Origin of the sequence: Pseudomonas sp. NPDC086251, from assembly GCF_044746405.1 — a bacterium.
Classification (GTDB): Bacteria; Pseudomonadota; Gammaproteobacteria; order Pseudomonadales; family Pseudomonadaceae; genus Aquipseudomonas.
On the sequence record NZ_JBIVBY010000033.1, the window covers coordinates 13873 to 34491 of the forward strand.

At 58.3% G+C, this 20619-nt stretch carries 16 protein-coding genes, 4 tRNA genes, 1 pseudogene and 1 riboswitch; of the genes and pseudogenes, 7 read left to right on the forward strand and 14 right to left on the reverse strand.

From position 1 onward, the window contains the following. The first annotated feature begins 124 nt into the window (after nt 1-124). The gene (locus ACIPL2_RS28545) at nt 125-4252 is read left to right on the forward strand and encodes a CheR family methyltransferase (RefSeq protein ID WP_401362236.1); all 4128 of its coding nucleotides are present in this window, start codon (nt 125-127) and stop codon (nt 4250-4252) included. A gap of 13 nt (nt 4253-4265) precedes the next feature. On the opposite strand, the gene ACIPL2_RS28550 is transcribed toward ACIPL2_RS28545, so the two are convergent. Continuing rightward, a complete protein-coding gene (locus tag ACIPL2_RS28550; protein ID WP_401362239.1) occupies nt 4266-4805 on the reverse strand; it encodes a hypothetical protein in 540 nt (179 codons plus the stop codon). Between the two features lie 168 nt (nt 4806-4973). On the opposite strand from ACIPL2_RS28550, the gene ACIPL2_RS28555 reads away from it, so the two are divergent. Continuing rightward, complete coding sequence (locus ACIPL2_RS28555; protein ID WP_401362242.1) at nt 4974-5402, forward strand: hypothetical protein; 429 nt, start codon at nt 4974-4976, stop codon at nt 5400-5402. Between the two features lie 172 nt (nt 5403-5574). Here the strand turns inward: ACIPL2_RS28555 and ACIPL2_RS28560 are convergent. Further along, nucleotides 5575-5651: transfer RNA gene (locus ACIPL2_RS28560), tRNA-Arg, on the reverse strand. Nucleotides 5652-5940: 289 nt separating this feature from the next. On the opposite strand from ACIPL2_RS28560, the gene ACIPL2_RS28565 reads away from it, so the two are divergent. Continuing rightward, entirely contained in the window at nt 5941-6162 is a 222-nt protein-coding gene (locus tag ACIPL2_RS28565; RefSeq protein WP_401362245.1) for a hypothetical protein, read from the forward strand. A gap of 22 nt (nt 6163-6184) precedes the next feature. After that, nucleotides 6185-6364, forward strand: a complete 180-nt coding sequence (locus ACIPL2_RS28570) for a PA3371 family protein (RefSeq protein ID WP_401362248.1) — start codon at nt 6185-6187, stop codon at nt 6362-6364. Here the strand turns inward: ACIPL2_RS28570 and phnN are convergent. Further along, nucleotides 6339-6911, reverse strand: coding sequence for a phosphonate metabolism protein/1,5-bisphosphokinase (PRPP-forming) PhnN (gene phnN / locus ACIPL2_RS28575; RefSeq protein ID WP_401362250.1), 573 nt, complete (start codon nt 6909-6911; stop codon nt 6339-6341). The genes ACIPL2_RS28570 and phnN overlap by 26 nt on opposite strands. Nucleotides 6912-7296: 385 nt before the next feature. On the opposite strand from phnN, the gene ACIPL2_RS28580 reads away from it, so the two are divergent. Then, the gene (locus ACIPL2_RS28580) at nt 7297-7623 is read left to right on the forward strand and encodes an Arc family DNA-binding protein (protein ID WP_003178899.1); all 327 of its coding nucleotides are present in this window, start codon (nt 7297-7299) and stop codon (nt 7621-7623) included. Nucleotides 7624-8378: 755 nt separating this feature from the next. Here the strand turns inward: ACIPL2_RS28580 and mgtE are convergent. Then, the gene (mgtE, locus tag ACIPL2_RS28585; RefSeq protein ID WP_401362253.1) at nt 8379-9821 is read right to left on the reverse strand and encodes a magnesium transporter; all 1443 of its coding nucleotides are present in this window, start codon (nt 9819-9821) and stop codon (nt 8379-8381) included. Nucleotides 9822-10141: 320 nt separating this feature from the next. On the opposite strand from mgtE, the gene ACIPL2_RS28590 reads away from it, so the two are divergent. After that, complete coding sequence (locus tag ACIPL2_RS28590) at nt 10142-10672, forward strand: cell envelope protein SmpA (RefSeq protein WP_401362256.1); 531 nt, start codon at nt 10142-10144, stop codon at nt 10670-10672. A gap of 19 nt (nt 10673-10691) precedes the next feature. Here the strand turns inward: ACIPL2_RS28590 and ACIPL2_RS28595 are convergent. The 7 genes and pseudogenes from ACIPL2_RS28595 to ltaE all read right to left on the reverse strand — a co-directional run bounded on the left by ACIPL2_RS28595 (nt 10692) and on the right by ltaE (nt 16660). Then, nucleotides 10692-10768, reverse strand: a tRNA-Arg gene (locus tag ACIPL2_RS28595). A gap of 71 nt (nt 10769-10839) precedes the next feature. Next, a tRNA-Arg gene (locus tag ACIPL2_RS28600) sits at nt 10840-10916 on the reverse strand. A 107-nt stretch (nt 10917-11023) separates the two neighbouring features. Continuing rightward, nucleotides 11024-11114, reverse strand: a tRNA-Ser gene (locus ACIPL2_RS28605). A gap of 62 nt (nt 11115-11176) precedes the next feature. Next, complete coding sequence (gene csrA / locus ACIPL2_RS28610; protein ID WP_002554426.1) at nt 11177-11365, reverse strand: carbon storage regulator CsrA; 189 nt, start codon at nt 11363-11365, stop codon at nt 11177-11179. 187 nt (nt 11366-11552) lie between these two features. Next, on the reverse strand, nt 11553-12794 hold the full coding sequence (locus ACIPL2_RS28615; RefSeq protein ID WP_401362259.1) for an aspartate kinase: 1242 nt from the start codon (nt 12792-12794) through the stop codon (nt 11553-11555). A 91-nt stretch (nt 12795-12885) separates the two neighbouring features. Continuing rightward, nucleotides 12886-15509 (reverse strand): annotated as a pseudogene (gene alaS / locus ACIPL2_RS28620) (alanine--tRNA ligase). 146 nt (nt 15510-15655) lie between these two features. Then, nucleotides 15656-16660, reverse strand: a complete 1005-nt coding sequence (ltaE, locus tag ACIPL2_RS28625) for a low-specificity L-threonine aldolase (protein ID WP_401362261.1) — start codon at nt 16658-16660, stop codon at nt 15656-15658. Nucleotides 16661-16856: 196 nt separating this feature from the next. Continuing rightward, nucleotides 16857-17027: riboswitch (FMN riboswitch) on the forward strand. Between the two features lie 101 nt (nt 17028-17128). Here ltaE and ACIPL2_RS28630 point away from each other — a divergent pair. Next, a complete protein-coding gene (locus ACIPL2_RS28630; RefSeq protein ID WP_401362263.1) occupies nt 17129-17641 on the forward strand; it encodes a 6,7-dimethyl-8-ribityllumazine synthase in 513 nt (170 codons plus the stop codon). 193 nt (nt 17642-17834) lie between these two features. On the opposite strand, the gene astE is transcribed toward ACIPL2_RS28630, so the two are convergent. The 3 genes from astE to astB are packed head-to-tail and all read right to left on the reverse strand — an operon-like array spanning nt 17835 to nt 20511. After that, on the reverse strand, nt 17835-18845 hold the full coding sequence (gene astE, locus ACIPL2_RS28635) for a succinylglutamate desuccinylase (RefSeq protein ID WP_401362266.1): 1011 nt from the start codon (nt 18843-18845) through the stop codon (nt 17835-17837). A gap of 12 nt (nt 18846-18857) precedes the next feature. After that, nucleotides 18858-19145 (reverse strand): hypothetical protein, encoded by a 288-nt coding sequence (locus ACIPL2_RS28640; RefSeq protein WP_010457234.1) that lies wholly within the window; start codon nt 19143-19145, stop codon nt 18858-18860. 19 nt (nt 19146-19164) lie between these two features. Then, nucleotides 19165-20511, reverse strand: coding sequence for an N-succinylarginine dihydrolase (gene astB, locus ACIPL2_RS28645; protein ID WP_401362269.1), 1347 nt, complete (start codon nt 20509-20511; stop codon nt 19165-19167). Nucleotides 20512-20619: the final 108 nt, after the last annotated feature.

The window sequence follows — 20619 nt, forward strand, 5'->3', positions numbered from 1 at the left end:
ACCCAAAGCGAGCTAAATATTTGAAGGTGTTATCGAAAAACGGGATTATTCTGGTTTATTGACGTGCGCCTCACCCCGTTTGAAACCAAAGTCCCCTTACCCATCGCCGGCAAAGGCAGAATGTATGAGCACCTTACCCAAGCACTCGGCCAATGCTCCTGAGCAAAAGGCCCAGAGCCCCAGCACCCTGGACTTCCCGGTGGTGGGTATAGGCGCGTCGGCGGGCGGGCTGCAAGCGATCAAACTGTTCTTCGAGAACATGCCCCAGGACAACGGCATGGCGTTCGTGATCATTCTTCATCTGTCGCCGGATCACGAAAGCATCGCTGACAAAATCATCCAGGAATCGACCCAGATGCCGGTCCTGCAGGTCAGCGAAACGGTGGCCATCGAGAAAAACCGGGTGTACGTGATTTCACCCGCGCAACGCTTGACCATGAACGACGGTTTTCTTGAAGTCAGCACCCCCGAATCGCGCGAAAGTCGCCATGCCTCCATTGACCTGTTCTTCCGCGACCTGGCCGACGTGCACCGCGAGCGGGCCTTCTGTGTGGTGCTGTCAGGCACCGGTTCGGACGGCGCGGTCGGTTTGTCGCGGATCAAGGAACAGGGCGGCATCACACTGGCCCAGGCGCCGGAAGACGCCGAGTTCGACGGCATGCCCCGCGCAGCCATCGAAACCAACATGGTTGACCTGGTATTGCCCGTGATCGACATGCCGCAAAAGCTCCTGGAGCTGTGGCGCAACTCCCAGGAAATCAGCTTGCCCACAGTCAACGATCCCGAACTGCAAACCGTCGCCGCCGTGTCCGAACGCGAAGCGGTGGTCGCCGAACAATTGCTGCATGACGTCCTGATCCAGTTGCGCACTGGCACCGGCCATGATTTCAAGCACTACAAGCGGGCGACTGTCCTGCGCCGGATCGAGCGCCGGATGCAGGTCACGGCCCAGCCGGATCTGCGCGCGTACTACAACTATCTGCAAAGCAATCCCGAAGAAACCAAGGCGCTGCTGGGGGACATGCTGATTGGCGTGACCAACTTCTTCCGCGACCGTGAAGCCTTCGAAGCGCTGGAACGGGATGTCGTCCCGCAACTGGTCAGCGCGGCGGTGTCGGCGCATCCCGAGAAAGAAGAAATCCGCATCTGGTCGGCCGGCTGCTCGACAGGCGAAGAAGCCTACAGCCTGGCGATGTTGCTCAACGATCAACTGCAACTCGACAACAGCGCGGCGTCGATGCAACTGTTTGCCACCGACATCGACGAGCGCGCCATCAGCGTCGGCCGGGCCGGCCTGTACCCGCAAGCCATCATCACCGACGTGCCGCCGACGCGGCTGCGGCACTACTTTATCAAGGAAGACGACCACTACCGGATTCGCAAGGAAATCCGCGAAAAAGTCCTGTTCGCCAAGCACAGTTTGTTGTCGGACCCGCCCTTCTCGCAGATCGACCTGATTGTTTGCCGCAACCTGCTGATCTATCTCGATCGCGAAGTGCAGCGCGAAATTCTGCAAATGTTCCACTTCGCCCTGCGTCCTGGCGGTTTCCTGTTTCTCGGCTCGTCCGAGAGCGCGGATGCGTGCCACGAACTGTTCGCCCCGGTGGACAAACGCAACCGGATTTTCCGCGCCAAGACCGGCGCCAACAGTCGACGCACGCCGACCATGCCGCGCGGCGGTTATGTACGCAGCAATGTTTCACGCGAAGCGCCGCAAAGCAGCGCGCGACGCAAACTGTCATTTGCCGACATCCATCAACGCGCCCTCGAGCAATCCGCACCGCCGAGCGTGATCGTCGACGGCAACGCCGACATCCTGCACATGAGCGAAAGTGCCGGGCGCTTCCTGCGGCATGTCGGCGGTGAATTGTCGCGCAATCTGCTGACACTGATCCTTCCGGAGCTGCGCCTGGAAATCCGCACCACGCTGTTCCAGGTCCAACAGAGCGGCCTGCCCGTCAAATCCCGCGAAGTGCCGATCAAGCGCGACGACCGGCGTTACCTGATCGATCTGGTCGCTCATCCTTATAAGGACGAAGAGTCGGACGGCGACTACATTCTGGTGATTTTCGAGGAAGTAGAGGTCGACCCTACGGAGCTGGCGGCCAGCACCGTGCTCCAGACCGAAAGCCAGGTGCTGTCCAACCTGGAGCGCGAACTGCAACGCACCAAGCTGCACTTGCAGGACACCATCGAACAGTCGGAAATCTCCAGCGAAGAGCTCAAGGCTTCCAATGAAGAAATGCAGGCGATCAACGAAGAACTGCGCTCGGCCACCGAAGAGCTGGAGACCAGCAAGGAAGAGCTGCAGTCGATCAACGAAGAGTTGCTGACGGTCAACTTCGAGCTGAAAACCAAGGTTGAAGAAACCGACAAGATCAACGATTACCTGACCAACCTGATCGCTTCCACCGACATCGCCACGGTGTTTGTCGACCGCAGCATGCGCATCAAGTGGTTCACCCCGCGCGCCACCGACATCTTCAGCATGTTGCCGGTCGATACCGGGCGCTCCTTGCTCGACATCACCCATCGCCTGCATTACGACAACCTGGCCGGTGATGCGGCGCTGGTGTTCGAATCGCTGAACATGATCGAGCGCGAAGTCAGCAGCACCGACAACCGCTGGTACATCGCCCGCCTGCTGCCGTATCGCTCCAGCGAAGACCATATCGACGGCACCGTACTGACGTTCATCGACATCACCAAACGTCGCGCGGCCGAAGAAGAGCTGCGCCTGGGCGAAGAACGCATGCGCCTGGTCGCCGAGAGCACCCGCGACTACGCCATCATTACCCTCGATGAACAGGGCATCATCACCAGCTGGAACAAAGGCGCCGAATTGATCTTTGGCTACAGCAAGGCCGAGGCCGAAGGCGCTTACTATGACTTCATTTTCTCGGCCGAGGATCGCGCCTCGGGCGTGCCTGAAAACGAATTGTTGTCGGTGCGCACCCATGGCCGCAGCGACGATGAGCGCTGGCATCTGCGCAAGGACGGTAGCCGGTTCTTTTGCAGCGGCGAAGTGACCCTGCTCAGCGGCGACAATCTTCAAGGCTACGTGAAAATTGCCCGGGACCTGACCGGCCACAAACGCCAGCATGAAGAGCAGAGCCAGCAACTGGCCGAGACCCGCAACACCAATTACCTCAAGGATGAGTTCTTCGCGGTCATGTCCCACGAACTCAAGCACCCGCTCAACCTGATCCAGCTCAACGCAGAACTGCTGCGGCGCTTGCCGCTGACCAAGTCCGTGGCGCCGGCGGCCAGGGCCGTCAACACCATCTGCGATGCCGTCACCAGCCAGGCACGCATCATCGATGACCTGCTCGACGTGGCCCGAGTGCGCACTGGCAAGCTCAAGCTGCAACCGGTCGCCGTGGACCTGACCAGTGTGCTGCGCGACATCCACACCGTCGTGCTCAATGACCAGCATGACATCACGCTTGAATTGCTGGTGCCTTGCGATCCGTTAATGGTGCATGCCGACCCGACACGACTTGAGCAAATCATCTGGAACCTGGTGAACAACGCCCTGAAATTCACCCCGCCCAAGGGTCGTGTGCAGTTGATTGCCAGCCAGTCCGGGGACATGGCGCGGCTGGACGTCAAAGACAATGGGGCCGGCATTGCGCCGGAGAACCTCGACCATGTATTCGACCTGTTCAGCCAGGCGGAAAAGCAGCACGCCACGCACAACCGTGAAGGGTTGGGGATTGGCTTATCGCTGGTTCGCCAGTTGACCGAGGCGCAACGCGGCACCGTCGAGGTGAGTTCGGCCGGGGTGGGAACGGGCTGTACGTTCAGCGTTTACTTGCCACTGGCACAGACCAAGGGCGAGGCCCAGTCTTCGACTCAGGTCAATGATGCCTCTGGAAGACTCAGCGGCTTGACCATCCTGCTGGTAGACGATTCCGCCGACGTCCTGGAAACCTTGAAGATGCTGCTGGAAATGGAGGACGCCGAAGTAGTGGCCTTCGACCGTCCGGTGGCTGCGCTGGATGCCGCGAAGAGCACCCGTTTCGACCTGATCATTTCTGACCTGGGCATGCCGGTCATGAACGGCCACGAGCTGATGAGCGCTTTGCGTCAGCTGCCACTGGTCAAGGATGTGCCGGCGATTGCGCTGACCGGCTACGGCGCACAAAGCGACATTCAAAAGTCACGGCAATCCGGGTTCGACCAGCACATTGGAAAACCGGTGTCCTACGATGAACTGATCGACACCATCGAGGCCCTGCGGCGCACTTAGTGCTGAATCGGCGTCAACACAGGTAGGCACGCTGTACGCTGGTTCGCCGATCGATCGCTTGCCGCAGACGGTCCTTGTGCTCTGCCCAGACTTTGGGATCGACTTTGGTCGAGCGCATCAGGGCCAACATGGCCGCCTTGGCGGCCTGATACTCCGTCCACGCGTCGTCGGAGCGGATCTTCAAACGCTCACGCTCGGTCATTTCCATGCGCCGCAACGCCAGCACCGACTCATCGGTGATCACCGTGCTCAAGGTCAACTGCACCCGGTGCGGCGCGACGAACGCCTGGGTGTCCGTGACAATCTCCCGCGCCCGCTGCGCGCCCCATTTCAGCGCCATGCAGTACTGCTCACCGATGCATCGATCATGAAACTCCTCGCAAATCGCCCAGCCATCTGTGCCGTAGACGCCGACGAAGACCTGGGTAATCCCCTCATGACTGATCCGCGCCTGCACTTCGATGTGCACACCATTGCCGAGCACCTCATCGTGGGTGTGAAGGGGTAACCGCGTGTTGGTCCATAACCAGAATTTTGCGCCTCTGCGTCGCATCGATTTCGCCCCATCAGTGGAGTCTGGAGTAAGGCACAGCAATGACCGGGCTGCCATGTAAGTCGTCGGGAGGTTGTGCTGAAACAGGTCTAAACCTATATCAGGACCAGACACACACTTGATCACTCAAGCAGTGATTCATTCGCTTTCTGCCAGGAGAAAAAAATCATGCACAGGATTATCGCGGCGGGCGTGCTCTTATTGGCCTTGGGCGGATGTGCAACATCACCGTTGCCGATTGCCGATTCGCGACCGGTGCCTGCCGATCAGATTTATCCATTCAAAATCCGGGGCACGAATGAATCAGGGCTCCTGACTGTTTTCCGGGATGACGGGTTTGTCGGCTCGGGTTGCGACATCGTGTTCTACATTGATGGTCAGCGCGCAGCCAAGATAGGGCCGGGGCAAAGGGCCTCTTTCAACTTGCCTGCCGGCGAAGTGAACCTCGGTACCGGCCTCGCCGAATCGGGCCTATGCAGCGGTGCTGCGATCAAAACTATCGCTTCCCGCATCAAGCCTGGGCGGGAAGTCATTTATCGAATCACTGGTGATATGCAAGGTTATTACCTTGGCCCCTACGTTGATTACAGTCGCTAAGACCGCGGGAACCCAATTCTGGTCTCGCCGTGACTTTTTCGTCGTTCAAGCGGGCACAAAAAAGCCCCACCGAGCACTGCCCGGCGGGGCTTCTTTTTGGCCTGCTGTTGCCACCCTGCTGTCACGAAGAAATCGAGCGGTCAGGAGAATGGCATGAAAGGCCCGATTGATATGGTGTCCCAGGGCAGGTTCGAACTGCCAACCTTCCCCTTAGGAGGGGGATGCTCTATCCAATTGAGCTACTGAGACACAAATCGCCCGCGTGGAATGCGGTGCGAGGACGGCGTGCATGTTAACGGGCAGGTCTGATTTTGTCATGTCGTCCGTGGGCTTTTTAAGTGTAGGCAGATGCTTCGCGGGGACGTGGCCTGGTTTACCGTGCAATTTGCATCACCGCAAAAAGCCATCATTGCAAAATGCAATGCACACAGTTCGTGAGAATATCTTAATTCATTGTTTTTAAAGGATTTAATAGCCGTTAGACTCTTGGCATGCCGGCTGCTTTAACTGTTCTCAAAGAACAACGGAGGCCAGCCTCATGAACAGCGCCCTTTTACTCTCGAATGCGATCGCCCTGGCGATTCTGTTGGGTTTTCATTTTGCCCCCGAGAGCAGCGCTGAGCCGGTCGCCCAACGCATGCCTCTTTACCTTCAACTGCAAAAAGCGCCGCAATTGGCGGTGATGAGTGATCAGCGCGTGTTCGTCAGTGAAGACAGCAGTCGGCTACCGCCTCAGTCGTCCGAACGTTTGGTATTTTGATTCACCCCATCAGGAGCACAGCATGTCCAAATCAGCCGCTGGATTTTTCATCCTCGCCTTACTGAGCGGCATTCTTCATTTATCTTTGGTTCAGGACGCGATCGTCACCTTGCCCCTGATTGCCTGCGGCGTCTTCAGCGCGTTGTTCGTGTTGGCGCTGATCGCCGGGCGCAAGTTCAAATTCGATCCGGTATTGCGTTAGCCTTCAACAGGTCCAGCAGATTGGCGACTGTCACAGCCAGGTCGCCGGAGTTGTCGAGTCGGTGGATCTGCGCATCACCGATTAAACCATCCGTCGTAAATAGTCCGTTGCGGCGCAGCCTGGCTTCAATCTCCGCAAGCCCCTCACGACCACGTCGCAACAAGCGCTCTCGCAGGACGTCATTCTTGACCGTCAACAACACCGGCAACAGCGTGGGATAACGACGTAGCGCTTGCGCGAGGTAGCCACGCGAACCGTTGACCAGGACATGACAGCCGTCCTTGAGCCATTGATCGATTTCGGCCGGAATGCCGTAAGCCAGACCGTTGGCGTGCCATGACAACGCGAAATCACCCGCGGCCTTGCGTTGCTCGAATTCTTCGTGGGAAACGCCCACGGCGTCCTCACCCACCGACTCGGCCGAGCGCGTTATGACGCGGCGCACCACTGCACAATTGAGCGCCTGCAAGGGTGCTCGAGCAGCTTCGATGAGGCTGTCCTTGCCAGACCCGGACGGCCCCATCAGGAAAATCAGCCTGCCATCCATCCTGAAAACGTCTCCCGCTGCCGGTATGCCACTAGTAAATCGGCCATTTGCCACTATCCTGTATAAGTAAGGAACAATGATCGAATCCGAATAGCATGCGCCTTCAGCCGTCTTCGGACATTACTGTTGGGCAACAGAAAACGGTCATTGATACGGACCCGGGGAAAATTTTCAAACCAGTCCGCATTTCTGATAATGGGTGCTGGCATTAAGCCTTTACCCCGATCAATATTTGTCACAGAATTGACGCCAATGATCTGGCAACTTTGAGGCATGATGCGAGCCTCTATCAATTCAGGTTGAACATTTGGCCAGAGCGCTTGTCCTATCAGACATCCTGCGGCCAATCCCGAGAACCGCTCCCCTGAACTAACCGGTTAAATATATGCGCCCATTGAAACAGGCAATTTATTCCAGCCGTACGGCTGACAAGTTCGTCGTACGTCTGCCAGACGGAATGCGTGAACGCATTGCCGAAGTGGCTCGCAATCATCATCGCAGCATGAACTCCGAAATCATTGCGCGCCTTGAGCAGAGTCTTATTCAGGAAGGCGCACTGGGCGAAGAATTGAGCATGCGCCTGGACAGCCCAGAGCTGTCATTGCACGAACGTGAGCTGCTGCAACGCTTCCGCCAACTCTCCCATCGTCAGCAGAACGCCCTGGTTTCGCTGATTGCGCATGATGCCGAAATGGCCGCAGACGCTTCCTGATCTATCCCGAAAAAAATCCAAGCCAGCATGATTGCTGGCTTTTTTTTGCCTGGAGTATGGGTGTAGAGAATTTGTTGATTGGATGGATTGGGGGCATATCCGTTTCTGCGGTAGCGCTCTACCCCGCCATTCGGCCTATGGGAAAGGGGCGGCAGATCTGAAGCCAAAGCAAAGCAAAGCAACGGCAAGATCAAAAGATCGCAGCCTTCGGCGCTCCTACATTGACCGTGTGTGCGCATCTATTTGTATCGCACCGATCCCCTGTAGGAGCTAGCTTGCTCGCGATGGACCCACAGGCACCGCGTTTATCCTGTTAACACGCGCCGTCATTGACGTTCTTCGCGAGCGAGCTCGCTCCTACAGGGGAATGCGTATTCCCCAATCAGGCCGGCCTGCAGGCCGCCGTGCTTTTGATCTTGATGCACCGTCCCATCGAGAGGCCGAGTGGAGGTTCTGCGCAGTGGGCAACCCGGCAGGGATGCCGGGTTAGCCGCCCCCGGCCATGGATGGCCGATGGCGGCGGGCCCACGGAGCAGGACCGGAGCGAGGGCATGCCGAGCCTAAGCGAGGCACCGAACGAAAGGGCAAAAGCGCTTTGGTTACCTTCGCGCTTTTCGAAAGTGACCCGCCGTAAGGGCGGAACCAATAGCAGCCCTCACCCGAATAATGGATATACACCCCATAAAAAACCCCCGATGCAATGCATCGGGGGTCAGGGCAAAACAGGTGTAAATCTTTCAGGACGAGGTGTCCACTCAGAGCAGGAAAATCGTCGCCAACCCAAGGAAGATAAAGAAGCCGCCACTGTCAGTCATGGCCGTAATCATCACACTCGCCCCCATGGCCGGGTCGCGCCCCAGACGAGCCAGCGTCATAGGAATCAAAACCCCCGCCAATGCCGCCAGCAGCAGGTTCAACGTCATGGCCGCGGTCATCACGACACCCAGGGACCAACTGCCATACAACAGATAGGCGACAACGCCAATGACCCCACCCCAGACCAGGCCATTAATCAGGCCTACCGCCAACTCCTTGCGCATCAGGCGCGAAGTGTTGCCGGTACTCACCTGGTCCAGCGCCATCGCGCGAACAATCATGGTAATGGTCTGGTTTCCCGAGTTACCGCCGATACCCGCCACAATCGGCATCAACGCCGCAAGCGCCACCAGCTTCTCGATAGAGCCTTCGAACAAACCGATCACCCGGGATGCCACGAACGCAGTGATCAGGTTTACCGCCAGCCAGGCCCAACGGTTACGCAGGGACTTCCAGACCGACGCAAAAATATCTTCCTCTTCACGCAGACCCGCCATGTTGAGAACTTCGTTTTCGCTCTCTTCACGAATCAGGTCGACCATTTCATCGATGGTCAGACGGCCGATCAGTTTGCCGTTCTTGTCGACCACAGGCGCGGAGATCAAGTCGTAACGCTCGAATGCCTGAGCCGCATCGTAGGCATCTTCGTCCGGGTGAAAACTCACCGGATCGCTGGCCATGACTTCGGAAACCTGTTTCTCCGGATCGTTGACCAGCAGCCGCTTGATCGGCAACACGCCCTTGAGCACGCCGTCGTAATCGACTACGAACAGCTTGTCGGTGTGACCCGGCAATTCCTTCAAACGACGCAGGTAGCGCAGCACCACTTCGAGACTGACATCCTCACGGATCGTCACCATCTCGAAGTCCATCAGTGCGCCGACCTGCTCCTCGTCATAGGACAACGCGGAGCGCACGCGCTCACGCTGTTGACCATCGAGGGTTTCCATCAGCTCGTGGACGACGTCTCGCGGCAGCTCGGAGGCCAGGTCAGCAAGTTCGTCGGCATCCATGTCCTTGGCGGCAGCCAGGAGCTCGTGATCGTCCATGTCGGCGATCAGGGTTTCACGGACCGAGTCGGATACTTCGAGCAGGATGTCGCCGTCGCGATCGGCCTTGACCAATTGCCAGAGCGTCAGACGATCGTCCAGCGGCAAGGCTTCAAGGATGTAGGCGACGTCGGCGGAGTGCAGGTCATCGAGCTTGCGTTGCAGTTCGACGAGGTTTTGCCGGTGAACCAGGTTCTCGACCCGGTCGTGATGCGGACCTTCCTGGCGATGAGTCAGGTCTTCGACCACCCGCTGACGCTGCAACAGCTCAACAACTTGAGCGAGGCGGTCCTGCAGGCTTTCTTGCGTTTTCTTTACTTCAACTTCAGACATAGGCGAACTCCACTCCCAGCAGCGGGGCACGCCGGAAGGATCAATCAGTCAATTCATGATTGGAAAAACGGTTTACTGAGTAACTACTGGGTAAGTCCATGGAGGTATTCCACAAGCCCCGGCGGGGCTGACGGGCGCAATGATACACCGCCCGGCGGTTTTAAACGTTAAAAAATCGTGGTTGAAACAAGCGCTTGCAAGACAAACCTGAGCGTGGCCCTGATCCATCAAAATGCGACGACTCATCCTGAAAAGAAAACACACCGTCGTCGAAAAATGTAACGGCTACCCTTGGGTTGGACCGTCATGGAGGACGTTTAATGCCATCGAATGCACTTTGTTTTTTACTGATCGCCCTGCTCTGCCCATCGCCCTCGGCGCTTGCCACCACCGTTCACCGCTGCGAAGCGGCCAACGGGCGCATTACCTTCACCACGTTGAGCTGTACGGCCGGTGAAAGCCTTTCGCTGCAGGATGTGCGCACCTTCACACCGGCCATCTCGCCAGCCAGCACAACGGCGCTCATGCCGGAAGCCGAGATCCGCGAAACATCAGGTATGAAAATCAAAAGGAGAGAACTGACGGTCGTTGGCCAGTCCGAGGACAAATGCGGCAACCTGATCAGTGCCCGCGAACGCCGCGAGGCGATCATCAATCAGCGGGTGGTCGCCGGCATGAGCGTGCAGGACGTTGAAAGCGCACTCGGGAAGCCAGACAAGATCAGTATCGGCAATTCGGCCACACGCTACCGCTATGACCTCAAGCGAGGTCGCAGCGCACATGTCGAGTTCGATGAGAAAGGATGTACCCAAGGAAAAGCCAAATCCCAGACGGCAAAAAGCCCGCATTAAATGCGGGCTTTCTGTTGTATGGTGCACTCGACAGGATTCGAACCTGTGACCGCTCGGTTCGTAGCCGAGTACTCTATCCAGCTGAGCTACGAGTGCATGTGTGTTTTTATACCAGATCACAACTGGTTGAAGCCAAGTCATTTGCATTACTGCAAACAACCCTTAAATGGTGCACTCGACAGGATTCGAACCTGTGACCGCTCGGTTCGTAGCCGAGTACTCTATCCAGCTGAGCTACGAGTGCATTTGTTGCCGCGCATTATAGGCCGTCTAATCTCTATGTCAAACACTTTTTCTAGTAATTTCAAACACTTACCGAAGAAGCCAGATTACAACGTACTACGCAAATAATGGCGGAGAACGGGGGATTCGAACCCCCGACACCCTTTTGAGGTGTACTCCCTTAGCAGGGGAGCGCCTTCGGCCACTCGGCCAGCTCTCCGCAACACGGGGCGTATATTAACCAGCTTCTTCCCCGTTTGCAAACATAAAAAACGATAAAAATTAATGGCTTGGTTCTTCGTCCTTCTCTTTCTTTATACGCAGGTAAATTTCCTCACGGTGGACCGCGACCTCTTTCGGGGCGTTGACACCGATACGCACTTGATTTCCTTTGACGCCGAGCACGGTCACGGTGATTTCGCCATCACCAATAATCAGGCTTTCTGCGCACCGACGAGTCAGAATCAGCATACCTTTCTCCTCACGCATTTCATTTCAGGGACAACAGTCTGCAAAAAAAAGGCACTCGACCTACAACCGGAGCGATCGCAGCCCTACATGCCTGAGTATTGACCAGCGCGAGCAAAAGAACAGCCTCGGGTCGCGCCATTCAAGAAAACAAAAGGGCGCGGTCAGACCGCGCCCTTCGGCAAACGCATCACTCGCCCTGGCGGGCCGGAGCGTCCAGTTCGAAAGCCGTGTGCAGAGCGCGCACAGCCAGTTCCAGGTACTTCTCTTCGATCACTACGGAGACTTTGATTTCCGACGTCGAGATCATCTGGATGTTGATGCTTTCCTTGGCCAGGGATTCGAACATGCGGCTGGCGACACCTGCGTGAGAACGCATGCCGACGCCGACAATCGAAACCTTGGCGATCTTGATGTCGCCAACCACTTCACGGGCACCGATCTCGCGAGCGGTGTTTTCCAGCACGGTTTGTGCGGCCTGGAAGTCATTGCGGTGCACGGTGAAGGTGAAGTCGGTGGTGTTATCGTGCGCAACGTTCTGCACGATCATGTCGACTTCGATGTTCGCGCCGCTGATCGGGCCGAGAATCTTGAATGCAACGCCCGGGGTGTCTGGCACGCCACGGATGGTCAGCTTGGCTTCATCGCGGTTGAAAGCGATGCCGGAAATGATCGGCTGTTCCATGGTTTCCTCTTCATCAATAGTAATGAGGGTGCCCGGACCCTCCTTGAAGCTGTGCAGTACGCGCAGCGGAACGTTGTACTTGCCGGCGAACTCGACCGCACGGATCTGCAACACCTTGGAACCGAGGCTGGCCATTTCCAGCATCTCTTCGAAGGTAATCTTGTCCAGGCGCTGAGCCACGGACACCACGCGCGGGTCGGTGGTGTAGACACCGTCGACGTCAGTGTAGATCTGGCATTCGTCAGCCTTCAGGGCTGCTGCCAGCGCCACGCCGGTGGTGTCGGAACCGCCACGGCCGAGGGTGGTGATGTTGCCGTGCTCGTCGACGCCCTGGAAACCGGCGACAACCACCACGCGACCGGCCTTCAGATCACCGCGAATCTTCTGGTCATCAATCTGCAAGATACGCGCTTTATTGTGCGCGCTGTCCGTCAGGATCCGTACCTGATTGCCGGTGTAAGACACCGCTGGCACGCCGCGCTTGATCAGCGCCATGGCCAACAGCGCAATCGTCACCTGCTCACCGGTGGAGACGATCACATCCAGCTCACGCGGAACTGGCTGGCCGTCGCCACTGATTTTCTTGGCCAGATCGATCAGACGGTTGGTTTCGCCGCTCATTGCAGACAGCACAACCACCAGGTCATCGCCGGCTTCGCGGAATTTCTTAACCTTGTCGGCGACCTGCTCGATTCTCTCGACAGTGCCGACCGAGGTGCCTCCAAATTTCTGTACGATCAAAGCCATTTCAAAGCCGCCTCTGCCCATGAAGGGCGCCCAAATAATCACTCAAACAGCGTTCCGGCCCGCCACTAGACTGCGGGCCGGACACACTGCCTTATAAACCCTGCTCTACAAATGGAACAGTCAGGGCCAATGCGGCATCCAGTGCGCCAGCGTCGGTACCGCCGCCTTGCGCCATGTCTGGACGACCACCGCCCTTCCCGCCCACTGCCGCAGCGGCTTGCTTCATCAAATCACCGGCTTTGAGTTGGCCAGTCAGGTCTTTGGTTACGCCTGCAACCAGAACGACCTTTTCCTCATGGACACTGCCGAGCAGGATCACTGCGCGGCCGAGTTTGTTTTTCAGCTGATCGACCAGCGCCAGCAGCGCCTTGCCATCCTGACCGTCCAGACGCACGGCCAGCACTTTCACGCCTTTGACGTCCAGCGCGGATTCCGACAGATCGTCGCCCGCCGCGCTGGCTGCCTTGGCTTGCAACTGCTCGAGTTGCTTCTCCAACAGACGGTTGCGCTCCAGCACAGCCGACAGCTTGTCGATCAGGTTGTCACGGCTTCCCTTGACCAGGTTGGCCGCTTCCTTGAGTTGTTCTTCGGCAGCGTTCAAGTATGCCAGCGCCGCAGCACCGGTGACCGCTTCGATACGACGCACGCCCGAGGCCACACCGCCTTCGCTGATGATTTTCAGCAGGCCGATGTCGCCGGTACGGTTGGCGTGGATGCCACCGCACAGCTCGACGGAGAAAGCACCGCCCATGCTCAGCACGCGTACGCTGTCGCCGTACTTCTCGCCAAACAGCGCCATGGCGCCTTTTTGCTTGGCGGTTTCGATGTCGGTTTCTTCGGTTTCAACCGCGGAGTTCTTGCGAATCTCGGCGTTGACGATCTCTTCCAGTTGCTTCAACTGCTCAGGCTTGATGGCTTCGAAGTGGCTGAAGTCAAAGCGCAGGCGCTGACTGTCGACCAACGAGCCTTTCTGCTGAACGTGATCGCCCAGCACCTGACGCAACGCGGCATGCAGCAAGTGAGTCGCCGAGTGGTTCAGCGACGTCGCATGACGCACCTCTGCTTCAACGTGGGCCTCAACCGGAGCCCCAACAATCAGACTGCCCGATGCCAACACGCCGTGATGCAGGAACGCACCGCCGGTTTTGGTGGTATCGCGCACGTCGAAACGGCTGTTGCCGGCCTGCAGATAGCCGCAGTCACCAATCTGACCGCCGGATTCAGCGTAGAACGGCGTCTGGTTGAGAATCACCACGCCCTCTTCGCCTTCGCTCAACACGTCGACTGATTGCCCTTCTTTATACAGGGCAACGACTTTGGCCGAACCTTTGGTGTTTTGGTAGCCGGTGAATTCGGTGGCAACATCAACCTTGACCAGGCTGTTGTAGTCCATGCCGAAGGCGCTGGCGGAACGGGCACGGACGCGCTGGGCTTCCATTTCGCGCTCGAAGCCCGCTTCGTCGATGGTCAGGTTGCGCTCGCGAGCGATGTCGCCGGTCAGGTCCATCGGGAAACCGTAAGTGTCGTAGAGTTTGAACACTACGTCGCCCGGCACCACGTCGCCCTTGAGTTCGGCCAGATCCTGCTCGAGGATTTTCAGGCCTTGTTCCAGGGTCTTGGCGAATTGCTCTTCTTCAGCTTTCAGCACGCGCTCGATGTGCGCCTGCTGGGATTTCAGCTCAGGGAACGCTTCGCCCATCTCGGCGACCAGGGCCGCAACGATCTGGTAGAAGAAGCTGCCCTTGGCGCCCAGTTTGTTGCCGTGACGGCAGGCGCGACGGATGATCCGGCGCAGCACGTAGCCGCGACCTTCGTTGGACGGCAGCACGCCGTCGGCGATCAGGAAACCGCAAGAACGAATGTGGTCGGCGACGACTTTCAGGGAAGCCTGGTTGTCGTTGCTGCAACCGATGGCCTTGGCCGATGCGCTCAGCAGGCTCTGGAACAGATCGATTTCATAGTTCGAGTGAACGTGCTGCAGCACGGCACTGATCCGCTCCAGGCCCATGCCGGTGTCGACCGACGGGGCTGGCAGCGGGTGCAACACGCCATCGGCGGTGCGGTTGAACTGCATGAACACGTTGTTCCAGATTTCGATGTAACGGTCGCCGTCTTCTTCCGGCGAGCCCGGTGGGCCACCCCAGATGTCGGCGCCGTGATCGTAGAAAATCTCGGTGCACGGACCGCACGGGCCGGTATCGCCCATGGTCCAGAAGTTATCGGACGCGTACGGCGCACCCTTGTTGTCGCCGATGCGAACCATGCGCTCGGCCGGAACGCCGATTTCCTTGGTCCAGATGTCGTAGGCCTCGTCATCGCTGGCGTAGACGGTGACCCAGAGCTTTTCTTTTGGCAGGTTCAGCCACTGCTCGGACGTCAGGAAGTTCCAGGCATAGGTGATCGCGTCACGCTTGAAATAGTCACCGAAGCTGAAGTTACCCAGCATTTCGAAGAAGGTGTGGTGACGGGCGGTATAACCGACGTTTTCCAGGTCGTTGTGCTTGCCGCCGGCGCGCACGCATTTCTGGCTGCTGACGGCGCGGGTGTACGCGCGCTTTTCCTGGCCAAGTAAGCATTCCTTTAACTGTTCATCCCCGCGTTAGTGAACAGCAGGGTTGGGTCGTTGCCCGGAATCAAAGTGCTGGAGGCTACACGGGTGTGGCCTTGCTCTTCGAAGAAGCGAAGGAAGGCTTCACGGATTTCTGCGCTTTTCATTAGGTTCTTCCACGGAGGCTGCGGCCAAAGGCCTGTGCGAAACGTCAACAGACGAAGCGACGGCAAAGGGCCGCATTATATCGGCGTTAGTGTCTAGGTACAGTGTGTTTGTACGTTACAGCCAGTCAATTGGACGGCTAACACGGTCAGTTTCGAGAAAAGTCGACAAATGTAGCGATAACCTTCTCGATTTGCGCCCGACTGACGTCCATGTGCGTGACCATTCGCAGGCGACCGGCAGCGCTGAGCTTGATCCCACGCTCGGCGGCAAAGGCTTTGATCGCTTCAGCCTTATCGCCCATCTGTACGTAAACCATGTTGGTCTGCACCGGCTCGACGCTGTAGCCGGCCTTGCGCAGACCGTCGGCCAAAAACTGTGCGTTGGCGTGGTCGTCGGCCAGACGCTGAACGTTTTTATCCAGGGCGTACAAACCTGCCGCCGCCAGAATGCCGGCCTGACGCATGCCACCACCGACCATTTTACGCAAACGCCGCGCCTTGCCGATTAACTCCGCCGAACCGCACAGCACCGAACCGATCGGCGCGCCCAGGCCTTTGGACAGGCAGACCGAGACGGAATCGAAGTGCTGGGTGATTTCCCGGGCGTCGACACCCAGTTTGACCGCTGCGTTGTACAACCGCGCGCCGTCCAGGTGCAGTTGCAGACCGTGTTCACGGGTGAAACTGCGGGCCCGGGCCAGGTATTCCAGCGGCAGCACCTTGCCCTGCATGGTGTTTTCCAGCGCCAGCAAACGGGTGCGGGCGAAATGGAAGTCGTCCGGCTTGATCGCGGCGGCAACCTGATCGAGATCCAGCGAACCATCGGCCTGCACGTCCAGCGGTTGTGGCTGGATCGAACCGAGCACCGCCGCCCCGCCACCTTCGTACTTATACGTGTGGGCCTGCTGGCCGACGATGTACTCGTCACCGCGTTCGCAATGGGCCATGAGGCCCAGCAGGTTGCTCATGGTGCCCGTGGGGACGAACAGCGCGGCGGCAAAACCCAGTCGTCGAGCCAGCTCTTCTTCGAGGCGATTGACCGTCGGATCCTCGCCGTAAACGTCGTCACCGGTGGCCGCGTTGGCCATCGCGTGGAGCATGCCGGAGGTCGGTTGGGTGACGGTGTCGCTGCGAAGATCGATAACGCTCATGAATCTGGCCTCGGTAAGCAGGGGGAAATCCCTTTCAAGTAGGAATTACTGCGGTCATGCCGACGAATAATCAACCCTTGCGTGGGAAAAGGCTTCTTGAACCGACGAAAAAGTCGATAGCAATCATCAGATAGCAGCGATGCACAGGCGAGAAATATGTGTTAAAAACGCTTCGCCGCCAAACATTCTGGCGGCAAAACGTTCTCAGGGCGGGGTGCAACTCCCCACCGGCGGTAATGGCGCGCAATGCGCTTAGCCCGCGAGCGCTTGGTGGCAGCACGGCTTCGGCGGTGGCTGGTGGCAAGGTCAGCAGACCCGGTGTGATCCCGGGGCCGACGGTCATAGTCCGGATGAAGAGAGAACGGGATTGGCGCCAAAGGGCCGTCCGCCGCATTCGTGCCAGCGTGCGTACCCTTAAATCCCATTCGATTCATAAGCCCTGTTTTTCACACAAACAGGAACCAGAACATGCAACCCACCGCAATCGATAGCAAAAGCAAAAACCATCAGGGCGAGCGCGTGGCGTTCATCCAGGCCTTCTGGCACAAGGATATCGTCGATCAGAGCCGTAAAGGCTTTGTGGCCGAAATGATTGCCCAGGGTTATCAGGAATCGGACATCGATTTCTTCGAAGTCGGCGGTGCGTTTGAAATGCCGCTGCACGCCAAGTTACTCGCCAAGACCGGACGTTATGCCGGCATCGTTGCCGCAGCCCTGGTGGTGGATGGCGGGATCTACCGTCACGAGTTCGTTGCCCAGTCGGTAGTCAGCGGCCTGATGCAGGTTCAACTGGAAACCGAAGTGCCGGTGTTCTCGGTGTCGTTGACCCCGCACCACTTCCATGCCGGTGAAGAACTGCATCATAAGTTCTTCTTCGAGCATTTCGCGCACAAAGGCCAGGAAGCGGCGAAGACTTGCGCGGATACGCTGCACAAGATGCGCGCATTGCGTCGCAGTGAGCCACGTGCGGTAGCGGTCTAAACACAACCCGTCCCTGTAGGAGCGAGGCTTGCCCGCGAAGGCGATTTCATAATCAACAGTGATGTTGAATGTTGAATCGCCTTCGCGGGCAAGCCTCGCTCCTACAAGGGGCAGCGTGTATCAGTCGACAACCAGGGTGACTGACACATTGCAATCGCTAGCAGGCTAGCTCCCACATTGGTTTGTGTTGAATTCAGGCGAGGTTTTCGTCGGTAGTTGGCACGATCAGGATGCCGGCGCGTAGGCCGTTCTTCACTTTGGGGTTCGGGAAGATGATCCGGGCGCCCTCTTCCTCGATGATCCAGCGGGTCTGGGCGATGTCTTCGGCCAGCAGATAACCCACTTCCAATTCCGAAAAGTTCTCGATATCGGCTGGCAGGTTCAGGCGGAAGCTATCGCTGTGCTTGATGATTTCCCGCGCCACGCTAAACAACTGCAAACCGTCCAGCGCCGTTTCGGTAGCGACCGGCTCGTTGCCTTCGATGATCTGCTTCAAGCGGGTTTCCAGCAGATCGACATTGACCCCGTCGTTCTGCCCGAAAGGCCGCGCCTTGCCCAGTTCGAGGGTGAAAGACTCGGCGCCGAGCTTGTCGTAGGTGTAGGAGCTGAACACGATCGACGGTTTGTTCTGCAACAGCACCGCTTCCATGCCGGCAGCCCGCAAGCGCGCCAGTTCCAGGCGTGAATGCTGGCGGCCTTCCTTCCAGGGATACAGGGCGAACTGCTCGATTTTCGAGCCGCGGATCGCGGTGTGCAGGTCGTAGTGCAAGCGGTCGCGGTCCGGCAGGCTGAAGAAACTCGCCGCCAGCCGCTCCAGTTCACAGGCGCGCAGGGCCTCTGAACCGCTGCTTTGTTCGTGACGGCCATTGAATAGCCGATTGACGTCCTGCTCGACGAAACGCTCGCCTTTGCGAATCGCTTCCGGGTTGCCGAACAGGAACAGAATACGGGCGCGCGGCTTCAAGTCGCCGCGGGCGATGTCATGCAACAGGCGATCGAGCAGCTCGATCGGCGCTGTTTCGTTGCCATGGATGCCGGCTGATAGCAGCAGGTCCAGGCGGTTGTCGCGAGCTTCCGGCGGCCGGACTTCCAGCGCGCCTTCGCTCAACCAGCGCATGCGCACGCCTTCGACAGTCAGTTGAGTCTTCTCCGCCGGTTCGCGGCCGGCGAGGGTCAGTTCAAGCAGTTTGCCGAGGGCGAGCATAGAGCGGTTTCCTTAGTGGTCGTGTGCGCAATCCGGGCCGTGCACGTGGTCTTCGTCACCGACTTCAGCCGGCTCCATTTCCAGTTGCAGACTTACCAGATTAGTCGCCAATGGGCGCAACAGCAGGTTTGCGTATTCAGCGTCGCCTTCTTCGACGTCCACGCCGATCAGCAATTGGCCGCGGCCGTCCTGCTGGATCCACAGCTCTTTGCCTTGCCACAGGACCGCGACGCGGGTGCAGGAGGTTTCCAGTTGCGTGCCGTCGGTGTCTTCAAGGATCAGCTGCAGGGTATCGCTCATGTTTTTACGCTCTCGACGTTCAATTGATCTGGAATGGATAAACCGCGCCCAGTTTAAGGATTTGCGTCAGTTCATCCAGTGCCGTCCGGCACTCAAGCAGCAATTGCGGGTCTGCCAGGTCGGTTTCGGCCATGCGGTCGCGGTAGTGCTTGTCGACCCATTCGGTCAACGTGCCGTACAACGGTGCCGTCATGATAACCCCTGGGTTGACGGCCGCCAGTTCGGTTTCGTTGAGTGCGACGCGCAGCCGCAGGCAAGCCGGGCCACCGCCGTTCTGCATGCTTTGCTTGAGATCGAACACTTTCACTTCGCGGATCAGCCCGCCGGAGCTGGTCAAACCTTGCAGGTACTGCCAGACACGCTCGTTGCCATGGCATTCTTCCGGCACGATCAACAGCATCGAACCGTCAGGACGCGTCAGCAGCTGGCTATTGAACAAGTAGGAACGCACCGCGTCTTCCACGGTAACCGCCGAACGCGGTACGCAAATCGACTGAAATTTCCCACCGACTTTGGCGAGTTTGCTCTGCAATTCAGCCAGCATCTGTTCGGTGTCGAGGAACGCGTCCTCGTGATAGAACAGCACTTCGCCGTTACCGACCGCGATCACGTCGTTGTGGAACACGCCCTGATCGATTACCGAAGGGTTCTGCTGGGCGTAGACCACGCCGTCATCGCTCAAACCGTGCAAACGCGCAACGGCCTGGGACGCTTCGAGCGTCTGGCGCGCCGGGTACTTTTGCGGCGCAGGGTAGCGGGTGTCGAACGCGCTACGACCGAACACGAAGAACTCGACGCCGGCCTTGCCGTACTCACGGCAGAAACGCGTGTGGTTGGCCGCGCCTTCGTCACCGAACTGCGCCACGGCCGGTAAGGCGGCGTGGTGCGCGAAGTGCTTCTGGTCGGCGAACATCGCGCCGAGTACGCGGCTGGTGGTCGGGTGTTCGATGCTGCGGTGGTATTTGCAGTTCAGGTTGGCCGCAGTGAAATGCACGCGGCCATCCGCCGTGTCGGCGCTCGGGCTGACCGTGGCGGCGTTCGCCACCCACATGCTCGACGCCGAGCAGCTGGCCACCAGCAGTGGCATCGCGTCTTTGGCGGCGCGCTCGATCACTTGGGCGTCGGTGCCGCTGAAACCCAAACGGCGCAGGGCTACCACGTCCGGACGTTCCTGTGGCGCGAGAACGCCTTGCTGAAAGCCCATTTCCATCAGCGCTTTCATCTTCGCCAGGCCTTGCAGCGCGGCTTCCTTCGGGTTCGAAGACTGCTGGCTGTTGCTCTGGGACGCGACGTTGCCGTAGGACAGGCCGCCGTAGTTATGGGTCGGCCCCACTAGACCGTCAAAATTGACTTCATAGGATTTCATCAGCGAGGCTCCACGAGAATTCTGTTGTTAGGCTTCAGTAACTATTCAGTGTGACCGCGTCGCGGCCTTCGCGGGCAAGCCTCGCTCCTACAGGGAAATGCATTCCAA

What these genes read in the sequence shown, in the direction of transcription:
- ACIPL2_RS28615 (WP_401362259.1), bottom strand. Translation starts at nt 12,794, where the DNA reads ATGGCTTTGATCGTACAGAAATTTGGAGGCACCTCGGTCGGCACTGTC.
- phnN (WP_401362250.1), bottom strand. Translation starts at nt 6,911, where the DNA reads ATGGATGGCAGGCTGATTTTCCTGATGGGGCCGTCCGGGTCTGGCAAG.
- ltaE (WP_401362261.1), bottom strand. Translation starts at nt 16,660, where the DNA reads ATGAGCGTTATCGATCTTCGCAGCGACACCGTCACCCAACCGACCTCC.
- ACIPL2_RS28590 (WP_401362256.1), top strand. Translation starts at nt 10,142, where the DNA reads ATGCCATCGAATGCACTTTGTTTTTTACTGATCGCCCTGCTCTGCCCA.
- ACIPL2_RS28570 (WP_401362248.1), top strand. Translation starts at nt 6,185, where the DNA reads ATGTCCAAATCAGCCGCTGGATTTTTCATCCTCGCCTTACTGAGCGGC.
- ACIPL2_RS28545 (WP_401362236.1), top strand. Translation starts at nt 125, where the DNA reads ATGAGCACCTTACCCAAGCACTCGGCCAATGCTCCTGAGCAAAAGGCC.
- ACIPL2_RS28640 (WP_010457234.1), bottom strand. Translation starts at nt 19,145, where the DNA reads ATGAGCGATACCCTGCAGCTGATCCTTGAAGACACCGACGGCACGCAA.
- ACIPL2_RS28580 (WP_003178899.1), top strand. Translation starts at nt 7,297, where the DNA reads ATGCGCCCATTGAAACAGGCAATTTATTCCAGCCGTACGGCTGACAAG.
- csrA (WP_002554426.1), bottom strand. Translation starts at nt 11,365, where the DNA reads ATGCTGATTCTGACTCGTCGGTGCGCAGAAAGCCTGATTATTGGTGAT.
- ACIPL2_RS28565 (WP_401362245.1), top strand. Translation starts at nt 5,941, where the DNA reads ATGAACAGCGCCCTTTTACTCTCGAATGCGATCGCCCTGGCGATTCTG.
- astB (WP_401362269.1), bottom strand. Translation starts at nt 20,511, where the DNA reads ATGAAATCCTATGAAGTCAATTTTGACGGTCTAGTGGGGCCGACCCAT.
- mgtE (WP_401362253.1), bottom strand. Translation starts at nt 9,821, where the DNA reads ATGTCTGAAGTTGAAGTAAAGAAAACGCAAGAAAGCCTGCAGGACCGC.
- ACIPL2_RS28550 (WP_401362239.1), bottom strand. Translation starts at nt 4,805, where the DNA reads ATGCGACGCAGAGGCGCAAAATTCTGGTTATGGACCAACACGCGGTTA.
- ACIPL2_RS28555 (WP_401362242.1), top strand. Translation starts at nt 4,974, where the DNA reads ATGCACAGGATTATCGCGGCGGGCGTGCTCTTATTGGCCTTGGGCGGA.
- ACIPL2_RS28630 (WP_401362263.1), top strand. Translation starts at nt 17,129, where the DNA reads ATGCAACCCACCGCAATCGATAGCAAAAGCAAAAACCATCAGGGCGAG.
- astE (WP_401362266.1), bottom strand. Translation starts at nt 18,845, where the DNA reads ATGCTCGCCCTCGGCAAACTGCTTGAACTGACCCTCGCCGGCCGCGAA.